General features: G+C 71.2%; 16 protein-coding genes. 9 read left to right on the top strand and 7 right to left on the bottom strand.

Going from position 1 to position 14,882, the window contains the following annotated elements:
• The first annotated feature begins 24 nt into the window (after positions 1-24).
• Positions 25-798 carry an SDR family NAD(P)-dependent oxidoreductase gene (locus ACFW2G_RS11390; protein WP_384447087.1) on the top strand — a complete coding sequence of 258 codons (774 nt, stop codon included), beginning with the start codon at positions 25-27 and terminating at the stop codon, positions 796-798.
• Between the two features lie 95 nt (positions 799-893).
• Positions 894-1,604 carry an ester cyclase gene (locus ACFW2G_RS11385; protein ID WP_384447085.1) on the top strand — a complete coding sequence of 237 codons (711 nt, stop codon included), beginning with the start codon at positions 894-896 and terminating at the stop codon, positions 1,602-1,604.
• A gap of 64 nt (positions 1,605-1,668) precedes the next feature.
• Here the strand turns inward: ACFW2G_RS11385 and groL are convergent, their stop codons facing one another.
• Together groL and groES are read right to left on the bottom strand one after the other, a co-directional pair.
• Positions 1,669-3,297 (bottom strand): chaperonin GroEL, encoded by a 1,629-nt coding sequence (gene groL / locus ACFW2G_RS11380; protein ID WP_384447083.1) that lies wholly within the window; start codon positions 3,295-3,297, stop codon positions 1,669-1,671.
• Between the two features lie 111 nt (positions 3,298-3,408).
• Positions 3,409-3,717, bottom strand: coding sequence for a co-chaperone GroES (gene groES / locus ACFW2G_RS11375; RefSeq protein WP_030011064.1), 309 nt, complete (start codon positions 3,715-3,717; stop codon positions 3,409-3,411).
• Between the two features lie 257 nt (positions 3,718-3,974).
• Between groES and ACFW2G_RS11370 the strand changes: the two genes are divergently transcribed.
• The 6 genes from ACFW2G_RS11370 (at position 3,975) to ACFW2G_RS11345 (ending at position 9,662) form a co-directional block, all read left to right on the top strand.
• Entirely contained in the window at positions 3,975-4,424 is a 450-nt protein-coding gene (locus ACFW2G_RS11370; RefSeq protein ID WP_384581311.1) for a hypothetical protein, read from the top strand.
• A 184-nt stretch (positions 4,425-4,608) separates the two neighbouring features.
• On the top strand, positions 4,609-5,289 hold the full coding sequence (locus ACFW2G_RS11365; protein ID WP_037918981.1) for a response regulator transcription factor: 681 nt from the start codon (positions 4,609-4,611) through the stop codon (positions 5,287-5,289).
• Positions 5,282-6,661, top strand: coding sequence for a sensor histidine kinase (locus ACFW2G_RS11360; protein WP_384581313.1), 1,380 nt, complete (start codon positions 5,282-5,284; stop codon positions 6,659-6,661). Before ACFW2G_RS11365 ends, ACFW2G_RS11360 begins: the two co-directional genes overlap by 8 nt.
• 85 nt (positions 6,662-6,746) lie before the next feature.
• Positions 6,747-7,967, top strand: coding sequence for an LCP family protein (locus tag ACFW2G_RS11355; RefSeq protein WP_384447076.1), 1,221 nt, complete (start codon positions 6,747-6,749; stop codon positions 7,965-7,967).
• Positions 7,955-9,349 carry an FtsW/RodA/SpoVE family cell cycle protein gene (locus tag ACFW2G_RS11350; protein ID WP_384447074.1) on the top strand — a complete coding sequence of 465 codons (1,395 nt, stop codon included), beginning with the start codon at positions 7,955-7,957 and terminating at the stop codon, positions 9,347-9,349. The genes ACFW2G_RS11355 and ACFW2G_RS11350 overlap by 13 nt, the downstream gene beginning before the upstream one ends.
• 85 nt (positions 9,350-9,434) lie before the next feature.
• Positions 9,435-9,662 carry a hypothetical protein gene (locus ACFW2G_RS11345; protein WP_384447072.1) on the top strand — a complete coding sequence of 76 codons (228 nt, stop codon included), beginning with the start codon at positions 9,435-9,437 and terminating at the stop codon, positions 9,660-9,662.
• A 128-nt stretch (positions 9,663-9,790) separates the two neighbouring features.
• Here the strand turns inward: ACFW2G_RS11345 and ACFW2G_RS11340 are convergent, their stop codons facing one another.
• Both ACFW2G_RS11340 and ACFW2G_RS11335 read right to left on the bottom strand, forming a co-directional pair.
• Entirely contained in the window at positions 9,791-10,660 is an 870-nt protein-coding gene (locus ACFW2G_RS11340) for a polysaccharide deacetylase family protein (RefSeq protein ID WP_384581315.1), read from the bottom strand.
• A 14-nt stretch (positions 10,661-10,674) separates the two neighbouring features.
• On the bottom strand, positions 10,675-11,631 hold the full coding sequence (locus ACFW2G_RS11335; protein ID WP_037918975.1) for a polysaccharide deacetylase family protein: 957 nt from the start codon (positions 11,629-11,631) through the stop codon (positions 10,675-10,677).
• A gap of 107 nt (positions 11,632-11,738) precedes the next feature.
• On the opposite strand from ACFW2G_RS11335, the gene ACFW2G_RS11330 reads away from it, so the two are divergent.
• Positions 11,739-12,935 carry a methyltransferase domain-containing protein gene (locus tag ACFW2G_RS11330; RefSeq protein WP_384581317.1) on the top strand — a complete coding sequence of 399 codons (1,197 nt, stop codon included), beginning with the start codon at positions 11,739-11,741 and terminating at the stop codon, positions 12,933-12,935.
• Positions 12,936-13,001: 66 nt separating this feature from the next.
• On the opposite strand, the gene ACFW2G_RS11325 is transcribed toward ACFW2G_RS11330, so the two are convergent.
• The 3 genes from ACFW2G_RS11325 to rimI are packed head-to-tail and all read right to left on the bottom strand — an operon-like array spanning position 13,002 to position 14,876.
• Complete coding sequence (locus ACFW2G_RS11325; protein WP_236647545.1) at positions 13,002-13,274, bottom strand: hypothetical protein; 273 nt, start codon at positions 13,272-13,274, stop codon at positions 13,002-13,004.
• Complete coding sequence (tsaD, locus tag ACFW2G_RS11320; RefSeq protein ID WP_384581319.1) at positions 13,271-14,404, bottom strand: tRNA (adenosine(37)-N6)-threonylcarbamoyltransferase complex transferase subunit TsaD; 1,134 nt, start codon at positions 14,402-14,404, stop codon at positions 13,271-13,273. The genes ACFW2G_RS11325 and tsaD overlap by 4 nt, the downstream gene beginning before the upstream one ends.
• Positions 14,397-14,876 (bottom strand): ribosomal protein S18-alanine N-acetyltransferase, encoded by a 480-nt coding sequence (rimI, locus tag ACFW2G_RS11315; RefSeq protein ID WP_030825893.1) that lies wholly within the window; start codon positions 14,874-14,876, stop codon positions 14,397-14,399. The genes tsaD and rimI overlap by 8 nt, the downstream gene beginning before the upstream one ends.
• Positions 14,877-14,882 lie beyond the last annotated feature (6 nt).

The following is a 14,882-nucleotide window of genomic DNA, read 5'->3' as shown; positions in this document are numbered from 1 at the left end:
ACCCCGGGCGGCTAGGTTGCGCGTATGACGACTGCGTTGATTACGGGATCCACGGCGGGCATCGGCGCCGCCTTCGCCCGGCGGCTGGCCGCCCAGGGGCACAACCTCGTGCTGGTGGCGCGAGACGGCAAGCGCCTGGGCGAGCAGGCCACGGAGCTACACGACCTGCATGGAATCGAGGCCGAGGTGCTGGTCGCCGACCTGTCCTCCGACGAGGGCATCACGGCGGTCGAGAAGCGCCTGGACGACCGCACGCACCCGGTGGACCTGCTGGTCAACAACGCGGGATTCGGTAACAAGGGCCGCTACCTCGAGGTCTCCATGGCCGACGAGCTGACCATGCTGAAGGTGCACGTCGAGGCGGTGCTGCGGCTGACCTCGGCGGCGGCCGAGTCGATGCGCTCGCGCGGTCGCGGCGGTGTGATCAACGTGGCCTCGGTGGCCGCGTTCGTACCCCGCGGTACGTACGGCGCCAGCAAGGCCTGGGTCGTGCAGTTCACCCAGGGCGCGGCGCGGGACATGGCGGGGTCCGGGGTCCGGCTGATGGCGCTGTGCCCCGGCTTCGTACGGACGGAGTTCCACCAGCGCGCCGGCATGGGCACGGACAGCATCCCCGGCTGGATGTGGCTGGACGCCGACAAGCTGGTGGCGGCGGCGCTGGCCGATCTGGCGCGGGGGAAGACGGTGTCGATCCCGGACCCGCGGTACAAGGCGCTGATGGGTGTGGTGAAGCTGACGCCGCGCGGGCTGCTGGGCGGGGTGTCCTCGCGCACGGGCCGCAAGTACGGGCCCCAGTAGTGTTCGTGACCTGCGGGTAAGCCCTCACCCGAGCCGCCAAACTGGCTAAATCTCCCTAAAATGGACATGTTCCATCTCCACCGGGAGGCGACGCGATGACATTCGTACAGGTGATCGATTACGAGACCACGCGGTTCGATGAGATGAACGCGCTCATCGACCGCTGGGCGGAGCAGAGCAGCGGCAGGCGCACCGCCACGCACACGATGATCGGCCAGGACCGAGAGGCCCGGAACCACTACGTGGACATGGTGGAGTTCGCCTCGTACGAGGAGGCGATGAAGAACTCTCAGCTCCCCGAGACGGACCGGATGTTCCAGGAGATGGTGGCCCTCTGCGAGGGGATGCCCACGTTCGTGAACCTCGATGTGGTCCGGGACGAGCATCTCAACAAGCAGCTCGTGAACCGGGCGTTCAAGGAAGCCGTCGCGGGCGGCGACATGGGCGTCCTCGACGAGTGCTTCGCGGTGAACTACATCGACCACGACGCCAGCAAGGAGGAGTCAACCGTCATCGGACGCGAGAACATGCACGCCGACGTGGAGATGTGGCGCGCCGCCTTCGACATGACCTTCGAGCCGACGGCCCAGGTGGCCGAGGGCGACATGGTCACGACGGTGTGGAACTGGCGCGGCACCCACAAGGGAGAGTTCATGGGGGTCGCACCGACCGGCAAGACGTACGAGATGTCCGGGACCACGACCTTCCGGTGTCAGGACGGAGAGATCATCGAGGGCTGGTGGCACTACAACCCCGGAGCCCTGCAGCGGCAGATGGGCGGAACCGGATCGCCCTACGGAACCTGAATCCCGAACACGGGGAAGGCCCCGCTCCGCGACTGCGGAACGGGGCCTTCGACGTGGAACGCGATCAGTGGCTGTGGCCGTGACCGTGGCCGTGACCGGCGTCGCCCTCGTCCTCCGCCGGCTTCTCGACGACCAGGGTCTCGGTCGTGAGCAGCAGGGAGGCGATGGAGGCGGCGTTCTCCAGCGCGGAACGGGTGACCTTCACCGGGTCGATGACGCCGGCCTTGACCAGGTCGCCGTACTCGCCGGTGGCGGCGTTGAAGCCCTGGCCCTTGTCGAGCTCGGAGACCTTCGAGGTGATGACGTAGCCCTCAAGGCCCGCGTTCTCGGCGATCCAGCGCAGCGGCTCCACGGCGGCGCGGCGCACGACCGCGACACCGGTGGCCTCGTCGCCCGACAGGCCGAGGTTACCGTCGAGGACCTTGACCGCGTGGACGAGCGCGGAGCCACCGCCGGAGACGATGCCCTCCTCGACCGCGGCGCGGGTCGCGGAGATGGCGTCCTCCAGGCGGTGCTTCTTCTCCTTGAGCTCCACCTCGGTGGCGGCGCCGACCTTGATGACGCAGACGCCGCCGGCGAGCTTCGCCAGGCGCTCCTGCAGCTTCTCGCGGTCCCAGTCCGAGTCCGTGGCCTCGATCTCGGCCTTGATCTGGTTCACGCGGCCGAGGACCTCGTCGGAGCTGCCCGCGCCGTCGACGATGGTGGTGTCGTCCTTGGAGATGGTGACGCGGCGGGCGGAACCCAGTACGTCCAGACCGGCCTGGTCGAGCTTGAGGCCGACCTCCTCGGCGATGACGGTGGCACCGGTGAGGGTGGCCATGTCCTGCAGCATCGCCTTGCGGCGGTCACCGAAGCCCGGGGCCTTGACGGCCACCGCGTTGAAGGTGCCGCGGATCTTGTTGACGACGAGGGTGGAGAGCGCCTCGCCCTCGACGTCCTCGGCGATGATCAGCAGCGGCTTGGAGCCGCCCGCCTGGATGACCTTCTCCAGCAGCGGCAGGAGGTCCTGGATGGAGGAGATCTTGCCCTGGTTGATCAGGATGTACGGGTCGTCGAGGACGGCCTCCATACGCTCCTGGTCGGAGACCATGTACGGGGAGAGGTAGCCCTTGTCGAAGGCCATGCCCTCGGTGAACTCCAGCTCCAGGCCGAAGGTGTTGGACTCCTCGACGGTGATGACACCGTCCTTGCCGACCTTGTCCATCGCCTCGGCGATGAGCTCGCCGACCTGGGCGTCCTGCGCGGAGAGCGCGGCCACGGCGGCGATGTCGGACTTGTCCTCGATCGGGCGGGCGGTCGCGAGGAGGTCCTCGGAGACGGCCTTGACCGCGGCGTCGATGCCCTTCTTCAGGGCGGCCGGGGAAGCACCCGCGGCGACGTTGCGCAGACCCTCGCGGACCAGCGCCTGGGCCAGCACGGTGGCGGTGGTGGTGCCGTCACCCGCGATGTCGTTGGTCTTGGTCGCCACCTCCTTCACGAGCTGGGCGCCCAGGTTCTCGTACGGGTCGTCCAGCTCGACCTCGCGGGCGATGGTGACACCGTCGTTGGTGATGGTGGGGGCGCCGAACTTCTTGTCGATGACGACGTTGCGGCCCTTGGGGCCGATCGTCACCTTGACCGTGTCGGCAAGCTTGTTGACGCCGCGCTCGAGGGCGCGACGGGCGTCCTCGTCGAACTTCAGGATCTTCGCCATGGGAGCGGTTCAGCCCTCTCGAAAACTCGGGTTTAACGAGCTACGCCCCTCGCCGCCCGGCAATCAGCGGGGTGACCAGGGGCGTAGCTCAAAGCAGTGCTGTGAAGCGAATTACTTCTCGACGATCGCGAGCACGTCGCGAGCCGAGAGGACGAGGTACTCCTCGCCGCTGTACTTCACTTCGGTGCCGCCGTACTTGCTGTACAGCACGATGTCGCCGACGGTGACGTCCAGCGGGAGACGCTGGCCGTCCTCGAAGCGGCCCGGGCCGACCGCGAGGACGACGCCCTCCTGGGGCTTCTCCTTCGCGGTGTCCGGGATGACCAGGCCGGAGGCCGTGGTCTGCTCGGCGTCGAGCGGCTGGACCACGATGCGGTCCTCAAGCGGCTTGATGGCAACCTTGGAGCTGGCGGTCGTCACTGTCCGACCTCCCCCTTCGGAGATCCGGGGTTAACTGTCTGAGGTGGCGACCAGGTCGATCCGTCGTCGCGGGTGCCGGACCTGCCTGTCGCTGTGTTGGCACTCGCCGGGGGCGAGTGCCAGGTGCGAGACTATTCCGGCGATTAGCACTCGGTCAAGCGGAGTGCCAATTCCCGACCTCCCGGCGTTGCGCGGAGGCCGGTTCGATCCCCGAAACTCTCTTCGCGCATGCGTTCGAGATCACTCTTCTCCCGGACATGACCAGGACAAACTCCGGTGTGCGGTGGGTGCACGCCGTCCCGATCGCCATCGGGCTCGCCGTCGGGATCTGGATGTTCCACGCGGCCGTACCGCGGCTCATCATCCAGCTGACGGGAGTGGACGGCAGGTTCAGCGCCGAGCGGTGCGTGTGGGGCGACCCGAATTCCATGGGGGACCGCACGCTGACGTGCGCGGGCTCCTTCACCGCAGCCGACGGATCGTTCACTCTTCGCGGGATCGGGATCGACGGCGTCTTCGACGAGCGGCCGCAGGCTTCGGTCGCCGCCCGCGTCAGCGGGCCCGATGCCGACGGGGCCGTGCAGATGAGCATCCTCACCTCCCTCGCACCCATGGGCCTGGGCCTGACCGCCCTGGCCTTCCCGGCCTGGGCGTTGACGGCAGCCACCCGCGACGCCCTGTCCCGTGCGCGGCGGTCGCTGGCATGAATCCCCCTCCCCTGCGGGGTCGCTGCGCGGCTCGGCGGCGTCGGAAGACGGCGCCCCGCACACGCCGAGCCGAGGAGACGCCCCGGCGGCGGCCCCGCTCCCCGACCGGACCCACACCGCCCCGCCGAGCACCCCACAGGGGACCGGGTACGGCACAAGACGGGCGATATGTGACGCTTGAGCGGTGCGCATCCTCGTGGTCGAAGACGAAGAAGGCCTCGCCGAGTCCCTGCGGCGCGGCCTGTCCGCCGACGGGCACCTGGTCGACGTCGCACACGACGGCCACCGCGGCATGGACCTCGCCCTCGCCGGCGGCCCCTACGACGTCGTCCTGCTCGACCTGATGCTCCCGGGTCCCGGCGGGCACGCGATCTGTACCCGCATGCGCTCCCACGGCGACACCACCCCGGTCCTGATGCTCACCGCCAGGGACGGCGAGTACGACGAGGCCGAGGGCCTGGACGCAGGCGCCGACGACTACCTCACCAAGCCGTTCTCCTTCGTGGTCCTGGCCGCCCGGATCCGGGCGCTGGCCCGCCGCGCCGGAGCCTGTGACCGCGGCACCCTCCAGGCGGGCGACCTCGTCCTGGACCCGCGCGGCCGCCGCTGCCGCCGCGGCGACCGGGACATCGAGCTCACCGCCCGCGAACTCGGCGTGCTCGCCTGCCTGATGGAGCAGCCCGGCCGCGCCGTCGCCAAGCAGGACATCCTGGACGAGGTCTGGGACACCCCGCACGACATCGACCCGAACATCGTCGAGGTCTACGTCTCCTCGCTGCGCAAGAAGATCGACGCCCCCTTCGGACGCCGCTCGATCCTCACCGTCCACGGCACCGGCTACCGCATGGCGCCCGATGGTGGCTGAGCGGCGTCGCGGATCCGGCGAGACCCGGGCCGCCCGCCGCGGGCGGCCCGGCATCCGGGGGCGCACCGCCGCGGCCGCCGCCCTCGCCATGGCCGCCGTACTGGCCGCCGGCGGGCTCTGGATGCACGCCCTGCTGCGGGCCAACCTCCTCGACAACACCACCGGCCGGACCGAGCTCGCCGCCCTCAAAGCCGCCGCCCAGCTCGACGCCCGCACCCCGCCGCCCGGCGGGCGGCTGCCCGCGCCCGAGAACGGCGTGGACCTGGTCCTCGTACGGGACCCCGCCGGCCGGACCGTGGCCGCGACCGGCGGCGACCCGCGGCACACCCCCGACCTGGACGGCGCACCGCGCCCCGGCCCCGGGGAGGACTCCCGCTCGGCCGTACTCCCTCCCGAGCGTCCCGGCGGGCACCGGCGCGCGGTGGTCGCCGTCCCGGCGCCCGGCGGGAACACGGTGTACGCGATGACCGTCCTCGGCGACGTGGACGACGCGACCCGGGCCGTCGCCGTCGGCCTGCTCGCGGGCGCGCCCCCGCTGATCGCCTTCGCCGCGGCCCTGGCCTGGTGGGTGACCGGGCGCGCGCTGCGCCCGGTGGACGCCATCCGGACCGAACTGGCCTCGGTCACCGCCAGCGAGCTGGACCGGCGGGTCCCGGACCCGGGCGGGGCGGACGAGATCGCGCGGCTGGCGCGGACCGTCAACGCCACCCTCGACCGGCTGGAGCGCGCCGACGCCCGGCAGCGGCAGTTCACCGCGGACGCCTCGCACGAGCTGCGCAATCCGCTGGCGGCCGTACGGACCCGGCTTGAGGTGGCACTGGCGGCGGACCGCCCCGGCCGCGCGTCGGTCGCGGCGGCACTGGCCGAGACCGAGCGGCTCCAGCGGATCGCGGCGGACCTGTTGCTGCTGGCCCGCCTCGATGGCGGGCCGCCGCCCCGGACCGAGCCGGTGGACCTCGCACTACTGGCCGCGGAGGACCTGGCCCGCCGGGGTAGCGCCCGGGTCCCGCTACGGCTGCAGGCGCCGGCTCCCGTCCCGGCGGCCGGGGACCCGGCGCAGCTGGAGCGGGCGCTGGCCAACCTGGTGGACAACGCCCTGCGGCACGCCCGCTCGGAGGTCACCGTCCGGGCCGCCGTGGAGGACGGCTGGTCGGTGCTGGAGGTGACGGACGACGGGCCGGGGATTCCGGACGCGGACCGGCACCGCATCTTCGAGCGGTTCGTACGGCTGGACGCGGACCGCAGCCGGGCCGCCGGCGGCACCGGACTCGGCCTGGCCATCACCCGGGAGATCGCGCGGAAGCACGGGGGCGACGCACGCGCGCTGCCCGCACCGGCCGGGGGCGCGCGGCTGGTGCTGCGGATCCCGTAGCGGGGTCGGGGCGGGGCGACGGCCCTGAACGCCCCTTCAGGAACCTCAGGATTCCTTCAGCCGGTCTGCCCCAGCATCGACGGGCATGAGCGCGCACCGGAGGAAGACGACGACCCGACGCCGCCGACCGTCCCGACGCCGGCGGCTCGGCCGTACGCTGCTGGTCGCGGCCTGCGCGCTGGCGGTGACGGCCGGCGGGGGCGCCTGGTACCTCTACCGGGACCTGGCCTCCGAAATCGGCAGCTCCAAGGCCCTCGAAGGAGCCGAGAAGTCGAAGTTCGGCGACACCAACATCCTGCTCATCGGCCTGGACAGTCGCCGGGACCAGAATGGCGAGAAACTGCCGGAAGAGGTCCTCGACCAGCTGCACGCCGGCAGTTCGGACATCGGCGGCTACAACGCGAACACCCTGATCCTGCTCCACGTACCGGGGGACGGCAGCCGGGCGAAGGCCTTCTCGGTGCCGCGCGACGACTTCGTCGCGATACCCGGCCACGGCAAGGACAAGATCAAGAAGGCGTACGGGCTGGCGAAGGCCCGCAAGGAAGGGCAGCTCGCCGCACAGGGCGTGAAGGACTCCCGACAGCTGGAGCGGGAGGGCCGGGAGGCGGGACGGGCGGCCCAGATCGCGACGGTGCGCGACTTCCTGGGGGTCCCGGTCGACCACTTCGCCGAGCTGAACCTGGCCGGTTTCTACCACCTCGCGGACGCGCTGGGCGGCGTACCGGTGTGCCTGAACAGGGCCGTGAAGGACCCGTACTCGGGGGCCGACTTCCCGGCGGGCCCGCAGACGCTCGACGGCCGCCAGTCGCTCGCCTTCGTGCGCCAGCGGCACGGTCTGGCCGGCGGGGACCTGGACCGGACCAAACGGCAGCAGGCCTTCCTCGCGGGCGCGACGAAGAAGCTGAACTCGGCCGGCACCTTCACCGACCCCGTGAAGCTGATGAGGCTGATCGACGTCGCGAAACAGGACGTGGTGACCGACCAAGGGTGGGACCTGCTGTCGTTCATGAAGCAGGCGAAGAGCCTGTCCGGCGGCCGGGTGCAGTTCACGACACTCCCCGTCGAGCGCTTCGGAAGGAACCTTGGGGAGGACATCAACGTCGTAGACGATATGAAGATAAAGCGCCTCATTGCAGAGCAGATCGGACCGAAGGCTTCCGCAAGCACCGGCGCACCGGACGCCGAGGCCGGTTCGACCGGCTCCACACCGGGGGCGCGCGAGACGGCACCTCCGCCCTCGCCCCCGCCCTCGCCCTCGCCCTCCACCCACGAGGACGGCGGCGGCATCCCGTGCGTGGACTGAGGCCCCTGACGGCGGCGGGAGCCCGCCGCCGCACCGAGGCACTGCTCCTCGTCCTCGTCATCGCCATCACCGTCTTCGGGCACGCCGCCGCGGGCCTCGCGATGAACGGCGAGCTCCCGCCCGGCCTCGCCGAATTCACCCTCTCCATGACGCTGCTGTCCCTGGTGGGGCACCTGGGCGTGCGCCGCTTCGCGGCCTACGCGGATCCGCTGGTCTTCCCGCTCGCCATGCTGCTGACCGGGCTGGGTCTGGTACTGATCCACCGCCTCGACCAGGGCTACATCGAACGGTGGGGCTCGGACGCCAACGCCCCGGGCCAGCTGCTGTGGACGGTGGTCGGCATCGCCGCCTGCATCGCGGTCCTGGCCCTGCTGCGCGACCACCGGCTGCTCCAGCGGTTCATCTACATCACGATGGCGGTCGCGCTGGTGCTGCTGATCGCGCCTGCGTTCTTCGGCGCGGACACGTACGGCGCCAAGCGGTGGATCATCCTCTTCGGCTTCTCCGTCCAGCCCGGCGAGTTCGTGAAGATCATGATCGCGGTCTTCTTCGCCGGCTACCTGGTCGTCCACCGGGACTCCCTCGCCCTGACGGGCCGCAGGTTCCTCGGCATGCGACTGCCCCCGATGCGCCAGCTCGGACCCATCATCACGGTGTGGATCCTCTCGATGCTCGTGCTGGTCTTCGAGCGGGACCTGGGCACATCACTGATCTTCTTCGGCGTCTTCGTGGTGATGCTGTACGTCGCCACCGAGCGCACCAGCTGGATCGTCTGCGGCCTGCTCATGGCCTCGGCCGGGGCCTTCGTGGTCGGCTCGACGGAACCCCACGTCAAGGCACGCGTGGCGGCCTGGCTGAACCCGCTCTCCGTCTACTCGGAGAACCCTCCCCCGGGGGTCGTCTCGGACCAGTCGGCGCAGGCGCTGTTCAGCTTCGGCACGGGCGGCATCTCCGGCACGGGCCTCGGACAGGGACACCCCGAGCTGATCAAGTTCGCCGGCCGCAGCGACTTCATCCTCACGACGGTCGGCGAGGAACTCGGCCTCGCCGGGGTCATGGCCGTACTGGTCCTCTACGCCCTCCTCGTCCAGCGCGGCCTGCGCATGGCACTCGGCGCCCGCGACCCCTTCGGCAAACTGCTGGCGGTCGGCCTCGCCTCGGCGCTGGCCCTCCAGGTCTTCGTGGTCGCCGGAGGCGTGACGGGCCTGATCCCCCTGACAGGCAAGGCGCTGCCCTTCCTGGCCAAGGGCGGCTCGTCCCTCCTGGCCAACTGGATCATGATCGCCCTCCTGCTCCGCATCAGCGACAGCGCGGAACGCCAACGCGAGGCGGACTCCCACGGCCCGGCGGAAACGACGATCACCCCGGTGGTGCGGGTGTAGGGGGTGCGCTCGGCGGGTGCCGATGGGGCGGGAACGGGAGGTGCGGGGTGGCTTCGGGGGCGGGATGTCCGCGGGCCGGGAGCCGGTGACGTCCGTTGGGAGTGGGCTGAACGGGCACCACGACTTCGGCTGCTCCCGCCTGGGCCTCCTCGACCGCGACGTCAAGGTCCGCGACGACGAGCGTCGCCGCCACTCCCGCGACCGCCGCACCGCCTCGTCAGGCCCGGCGGACAGCAGGAAGGGCCCGACGGCCGCCAGCTTGACGCCGGCGCAGGCGAACCGCGAGGCGGTCGCCCCGGTCAGCCTCTCGTAGAAGGGCACTGCAGCATCCAGATCCTCAACCCGCGGCCGTATCAGCTTGAATCGATAGCCATGGCCGACATGGCCACCCAACAACCCTGCGGGGAAGGCGCTGGGGGCGCGGGTGCTCGTATCCGGGCCCTACAGGTAGTCCTCCAGCCGCCCTATCCGGTAGCCCTGTTCCTGGATGCGCTGGAGCATGCGGGTCGTCATCTGGACCTCCGTCGTGCCCTTGAGCTCGGCGGGGCCTCGGAAGTGGGCCAGGATGATGTCACCGGGCTGGAGGGCGGAGCCCTGGGCGTACTGGAAGTTGTTGATCTGCATCGACACCCGCCACAGGAGGACGGACGAGACACCGCACTCCGAGGCGGCCCGGAGGGTGTCGTCGTTGTAGTTGCCGAAGGGCGGGCGGAAGAGCGGCGGGCGTTGGCCGAAGCGCTTCTCCAACCGGTCCTGCTGGCCGCATATCTCCTTCTTCTGCGCCTCGAAGGAGAGGGTCCTCAGGTTCGGGTGCGTCAGCGTGTGGTTGTTCACGGTGCTCGCCGAGCCGTTGTCGCGGAGCTTCTCGAAGTACCCGTAGTCCGACGAGGCCACGCTGTCGGTGAGGAACATACTGATCGGCAGCTTGAGGTCGGCGGCCATCCGGAGGAACTCGGGGTCCTTCTCCGCCCCGTCGTCGAAGGTCAGGAAGACCGTCTTCTCCCCGGCCGGCAGGGGTATTCGGTCTATCACCGGGACCTCGCCCGGAGCCGCCTTCGGGATCTGCGGCTTCTCGGTGGGCTTCGGCGCGTACGGGACGGGGGCCGTCAGGCCCCACTTCCGGTACGCCTCGTCGGACGGGCCGCCCGGCGCGGGCGCCGGCGGCGTCCCGGGCACCTGCGCCGATGCGGAGGGCGTCCGCGACGGTTCCTGCGCCGCCCCGCGGCCCAGCCGCTCGACGGGATCCACGCTCTTCCCGCACCCCGTCAGGGAGAGCGCGAGCGCGCCGGCCGCCAGCGTTCCGGCTACCAACCGGCGCGCGTACCTCACAAGTAGTCCTCCAGGCGAGCCACGGCATATCCCTTGTCCGTGACGGTCTTCATGACATGACGGATCATGTCAGGCATGGTGCCCTTCCAGTCCTCCTTGCCCCGGAAGTGCGTGAGGATGATGTCACCGGGGTGCAGGTCGCGGTCCCACTCGCGGTAGTCCATGCGGTTGGTGAACGCCTCGGCGTTCCACAGCGGGACGGCCTTGATGCCGCAGGACTTCGCCGCCTTGAGGGTGTCGTCGTTGTAGTTGCCGTACGGCGGCCGGAAGAGGGTCGGGCGCTTGCCGAAGGTCTTCTGGATGGTGTCCTGCTGGCCGCAGATCTCCCGGCGCTGCTGCTCGTAGGACAGCCCCGGCATGTAGCGGTGGTTGAGCGTGTGGTTGTTCAAGGTGACGCCGGCGGCCTGCATCTGCTTGAAGTACGGGTAGTTGTCCTTCACCAGGTAGTCGCTGAGGAAGGCCGTGTACGGGATCTTCAGTTCCTGCATCATCTTCAGGAACTCGGGGTCCTTCTCCGAGCCGTCGTCGATGGTCAGGAAGACGACCTTGTCCTCCGTGGGGACGGTGGTGAAGACCGGGGGCAGTTCGTCCTCTTCGTGGTTCCACACCTCGAAGCCGTCGCGCGTGCTGATGTGGGGCTTCTCCTTCGGCGCCGCGGGGGCGGTGAGCGGCACCGTGCGCAGGCCCCACTTCTTCGCCGCGGCGACGCGCGCCTGTTGCAGCGCCTTGGCCTTCTCGGCGGCGCTGAGGGCGCCCGCGGCACCCGCCTCCGAGCCCTTGGCGGCCTTCGTCTTCTCGGCCTTGTCCGGCCCGCCCGACTCTCCGGAGCCGCAGGCCGTGCCGAGGGCTGCTACCAGCAGGGCGGCCACGGCCACCCCGAACCGGCCGCGCGCACCCGCCGCGCACCGGTGACCCAGTTGCGTCTTATCTTCCCTTTGTCCGACTAGCTGCATAGCTGCGCATCCTGGCACCCGACACGCGGGCCTACGGGACGACACCGCGCACCGGGACGCGACGTTCCTCCGACCGGCCCACACAGCCCGTCGCCGACAATGGACCCGTGACCCCCGAAGACTTTGCCGCCCTCCTCACCCCCGAGGGCCGCTCCCTCCTCGACTCGCTCCGCGACTACGACCCCGCCCAGGAGCTGGCCGTGGCCACCCGGCTGCGCCGCGAGCACCCCGCCGGACTGGTGTCGGCGGCCCTCGGGCAGGCCAGGCTGAGGCAGCGCGCGGTGGCGAAGTTCGGGGCCGAGGACGCCTTCCGGATGTACTTCACGCCCGGCGGCGGCGAGATGGCCACCCGTGCGTCCGTGGCCGCGTACCGGGCCGAGCGGCTGGCGGCCCTCGGCGTGCGCAGCCTCGCCGATCTCTGCTGCGGCATCGGCGGGGACGCCCTCGCCCTGGCCCGGCTCGGCATCCGGGTGCTCGCGGTGGACCACGACCCGCTGACGGCCGCCGTCGCGCGCGCCAACGCCGAAGCGCTGGGTCTGGCGGACCTGATCGAGGTCCGGGAGGCGGACGTGACCGAGGTGGACACCGCCGGCCACGACGCGGTCTTCATCGACCCGGCCCGGCGCGGGGGACGTGGGCGTATCTTCGATCCGGAGTCCTACTCGCCGCCGCTGTCGTGGGCCGTGGAGACGGCCCGTGCGGCGAGGTACGCGGCCATCAAGATCGCCCCCGGCATCCCGCACGAGGCGGTACCCACCGAGGCCGAGGCCGAGTGGATCTCCGACCAGGGGGACGTCAAGGAGGCCGTGCTCTGGTTCGGCACCGCTCCCGGGACCGTGCGCGCCACCCTGCTGCCCGGACCCCGCGGGCTGCACACCGCCGATCCGCTGCCCGACCCGGAGGCCGGGCCGGTGGGCCGCTGGCTCTACGAGCCCGACGGCGCCGTGATCCGCGCCCATCTGGTGGCCGAGGTCGCCGAACGGCTGGACGGCCGGCTCATCGACCCGACCATCGCCTACATCACCGCGGACGAACTGCGGGCGACGCCGTACGCGACCGCGTACGAGATCACCGACGTGCTGCCCTTCGGCCTGAAGAAGCTGAAGGCCCTGCTGCGCGAGCGCGAGGTGGGGATCCTGACCGTGAAGAAGCGCGGATCGGCGATCGAGCCCGAGGAGCTGCGCAGGAAGGTCAAGCCGCAGGGCCCGAACTCGGCGACGGTCTTCCTGACCAGGGTGGCGGGCGCCCCGTCGATGCTGATCGGCGCCCCGGCCGTGCCGCCTGCGGCGAAGCCCGGGCCCTGACGGGCCGCGCGGGCGGCACGGGGCACGGACTCGGGGGGCGGAGCGGGGCGCCGGACCGGTACGCCCCTACGCCCCGTCGACCTCCACCGACTCGAAGCGCCAGCGGTGCACCGCGCGTGTGATCAGGTCGGCGGCCGGTTCGGGCAGTTCGGGCAGGTCGGCCGCGAGTCCCTCGGCCGCCTCCCACCAGGTGAGCACGAGTACCCGGTCCTGCGGCGCCCGGAACACCTCGCGGCGTACCGGGTCCCGGGCGAGGACCTGGGCGCGGGCCCACTCCAGCAGTTCGTTGCCCCGGCCGTCTGCGGCCCGGGCCTCCCACATCAGCGTGACGGTGCTCACGAGTAGAGGTTGCCCTTGCTGAGCTCGTGCACGTGGTCGTGGTCGTGGTGGTGACCGTGACCGTGACCGTGCGGGTGGGCGTGGGCCGTCCCCGGCACGTGCGGGTCCGTGACCGGCAGCGAGGAGTCCGCCGACAGGTCCCAGTCCGACGCCGGCCGGTTGCGCTTGACCATCTCGGCGCCGAGCGCTGCCACCATCGCGCCGTTGTCCGTGCACAGCTTCGGCCGCGGCACGCGCAGGGTGATCCCCGCGGCGTCGCAGCGCTCCTGGGCGAGCGAGCGCAGCCGCGAGTTGGCCGCCACTCCGCCGCCGATCATCAGGTGGTCGACGCCCTCGTCCTTGCACGCCCGGATCGCCTTGCGCGTCAGCACGTCCACCACGGCCTCCTGGAAGGACGCCGCCACGTCGCGCACCGGCACCTCTTCGCCCGCGTTCCGCTTCGCCTCGATCCAGCGGGCGACGGCCGTCTTCAGGCCGGAGAAGGAGAAGTCGTAGGCGGGGTCGCGCGAGCCGGTGAGGCCGCGCGGGAAGTTGATCGCCTTCGGGTCGCCCTCCTTCGCGAGCCGGTCGATGACCGGGCCGCCGGGGAAGCCCAGCTGGAGCACACGCGCGATCTTGTCGAAGGCCTCGCCCGCGGCGTCGTCGATGGTCGCGCCGAGCGGCCGCACGTCGGAGGTGATGTCGGGGGCCAGCAGCAGGGAGGAGTGCCCGCCGGAGACGAGGAGCGCCATCGTCGGCTCCGGCAGCGGGCCGTGTTCCAGCTGGTCGACGCAGATGTGCGAGGCCAGGTGGTTGACGCCGTACAGGGGCTTGCCCAGGGCGTACGCGTAGGCCTTGGCGGCGGAGGTGCCCACCAGCAGCGCCCCGGCGAGGCCGGGTCCGGCGGTGACCGCGATGCCGTCGAGGTCCCGGGCGCTGACGCCGGCCTCCTTCAGGGCGCGGTCGATGGTGGGGACCATCGCCTCCAGGTGGGCCCGCGAGGCCACCTCGGGCACGACGCCGCCGAAGCGGGCGTGCTCGTCGACGCTCGACGCGATCGCGTCCGCGAGGAGGGTGGTGCCGCGGACGACGCCGACGCCGGTCTCGTCGCAGGACGTCTCGATGCCGAGGACGAGCGGTTCGTCAGCCATTGCTCTCACTGCTCTCAGTTCGTGCTTGTGCGGGGTCGGTCAGTCGCATGACGAGCGCGTCGACGTTTCCCGGTTGGTAGTAGCCGCGCCGGAAGCCGATGGGCTCGAAGCCGAAGCGCTCGTAGAGCTTCTGGGCACGCGTGTTGTCCACGCGCACCTCCAGCAGCACCTCGGCGCATTCGAAGGCGGTGGCGGCGCGCAGCAGGTCGGTCAGGAGCCGGGCCCCGAGCCCGGTCCCCCACTGGTCGCGGGCGGCCGCGATGGTCTGTACGTCGGCCAGGTCGCCGGCGGCGGCCAGTCCGGCGTAGCCGACGAGGCGGCCGTCCGGGGTCTCGGCGACGACATAGCGGCGGGTGGCCTGCGGGCCGCGCGCGTGGGCCAGTTCGGACCAGAACATCCCGGCGGACCAGGCGTCCTCGGGGAACAGGTCGTGCTCCAGTTCCAGCACCGGCGCGATGTCCCACCAGCGCATCTCACG

Origin of the sequence: Streptomyces sp. NPDC058880 (assembly GCF_042742535.1) — a bacterium.
Classification (GTDB): Bacteria; Actinomycetota; Actinomycetes; order Streptomycetales; family Streptomycetaceae; genus Streptomyces.
The sequence above is the reverse complement of the archived record's forward strand: the minus strand, read 5'-3'. Positions and strand labels throughout refer to the sequence as shown.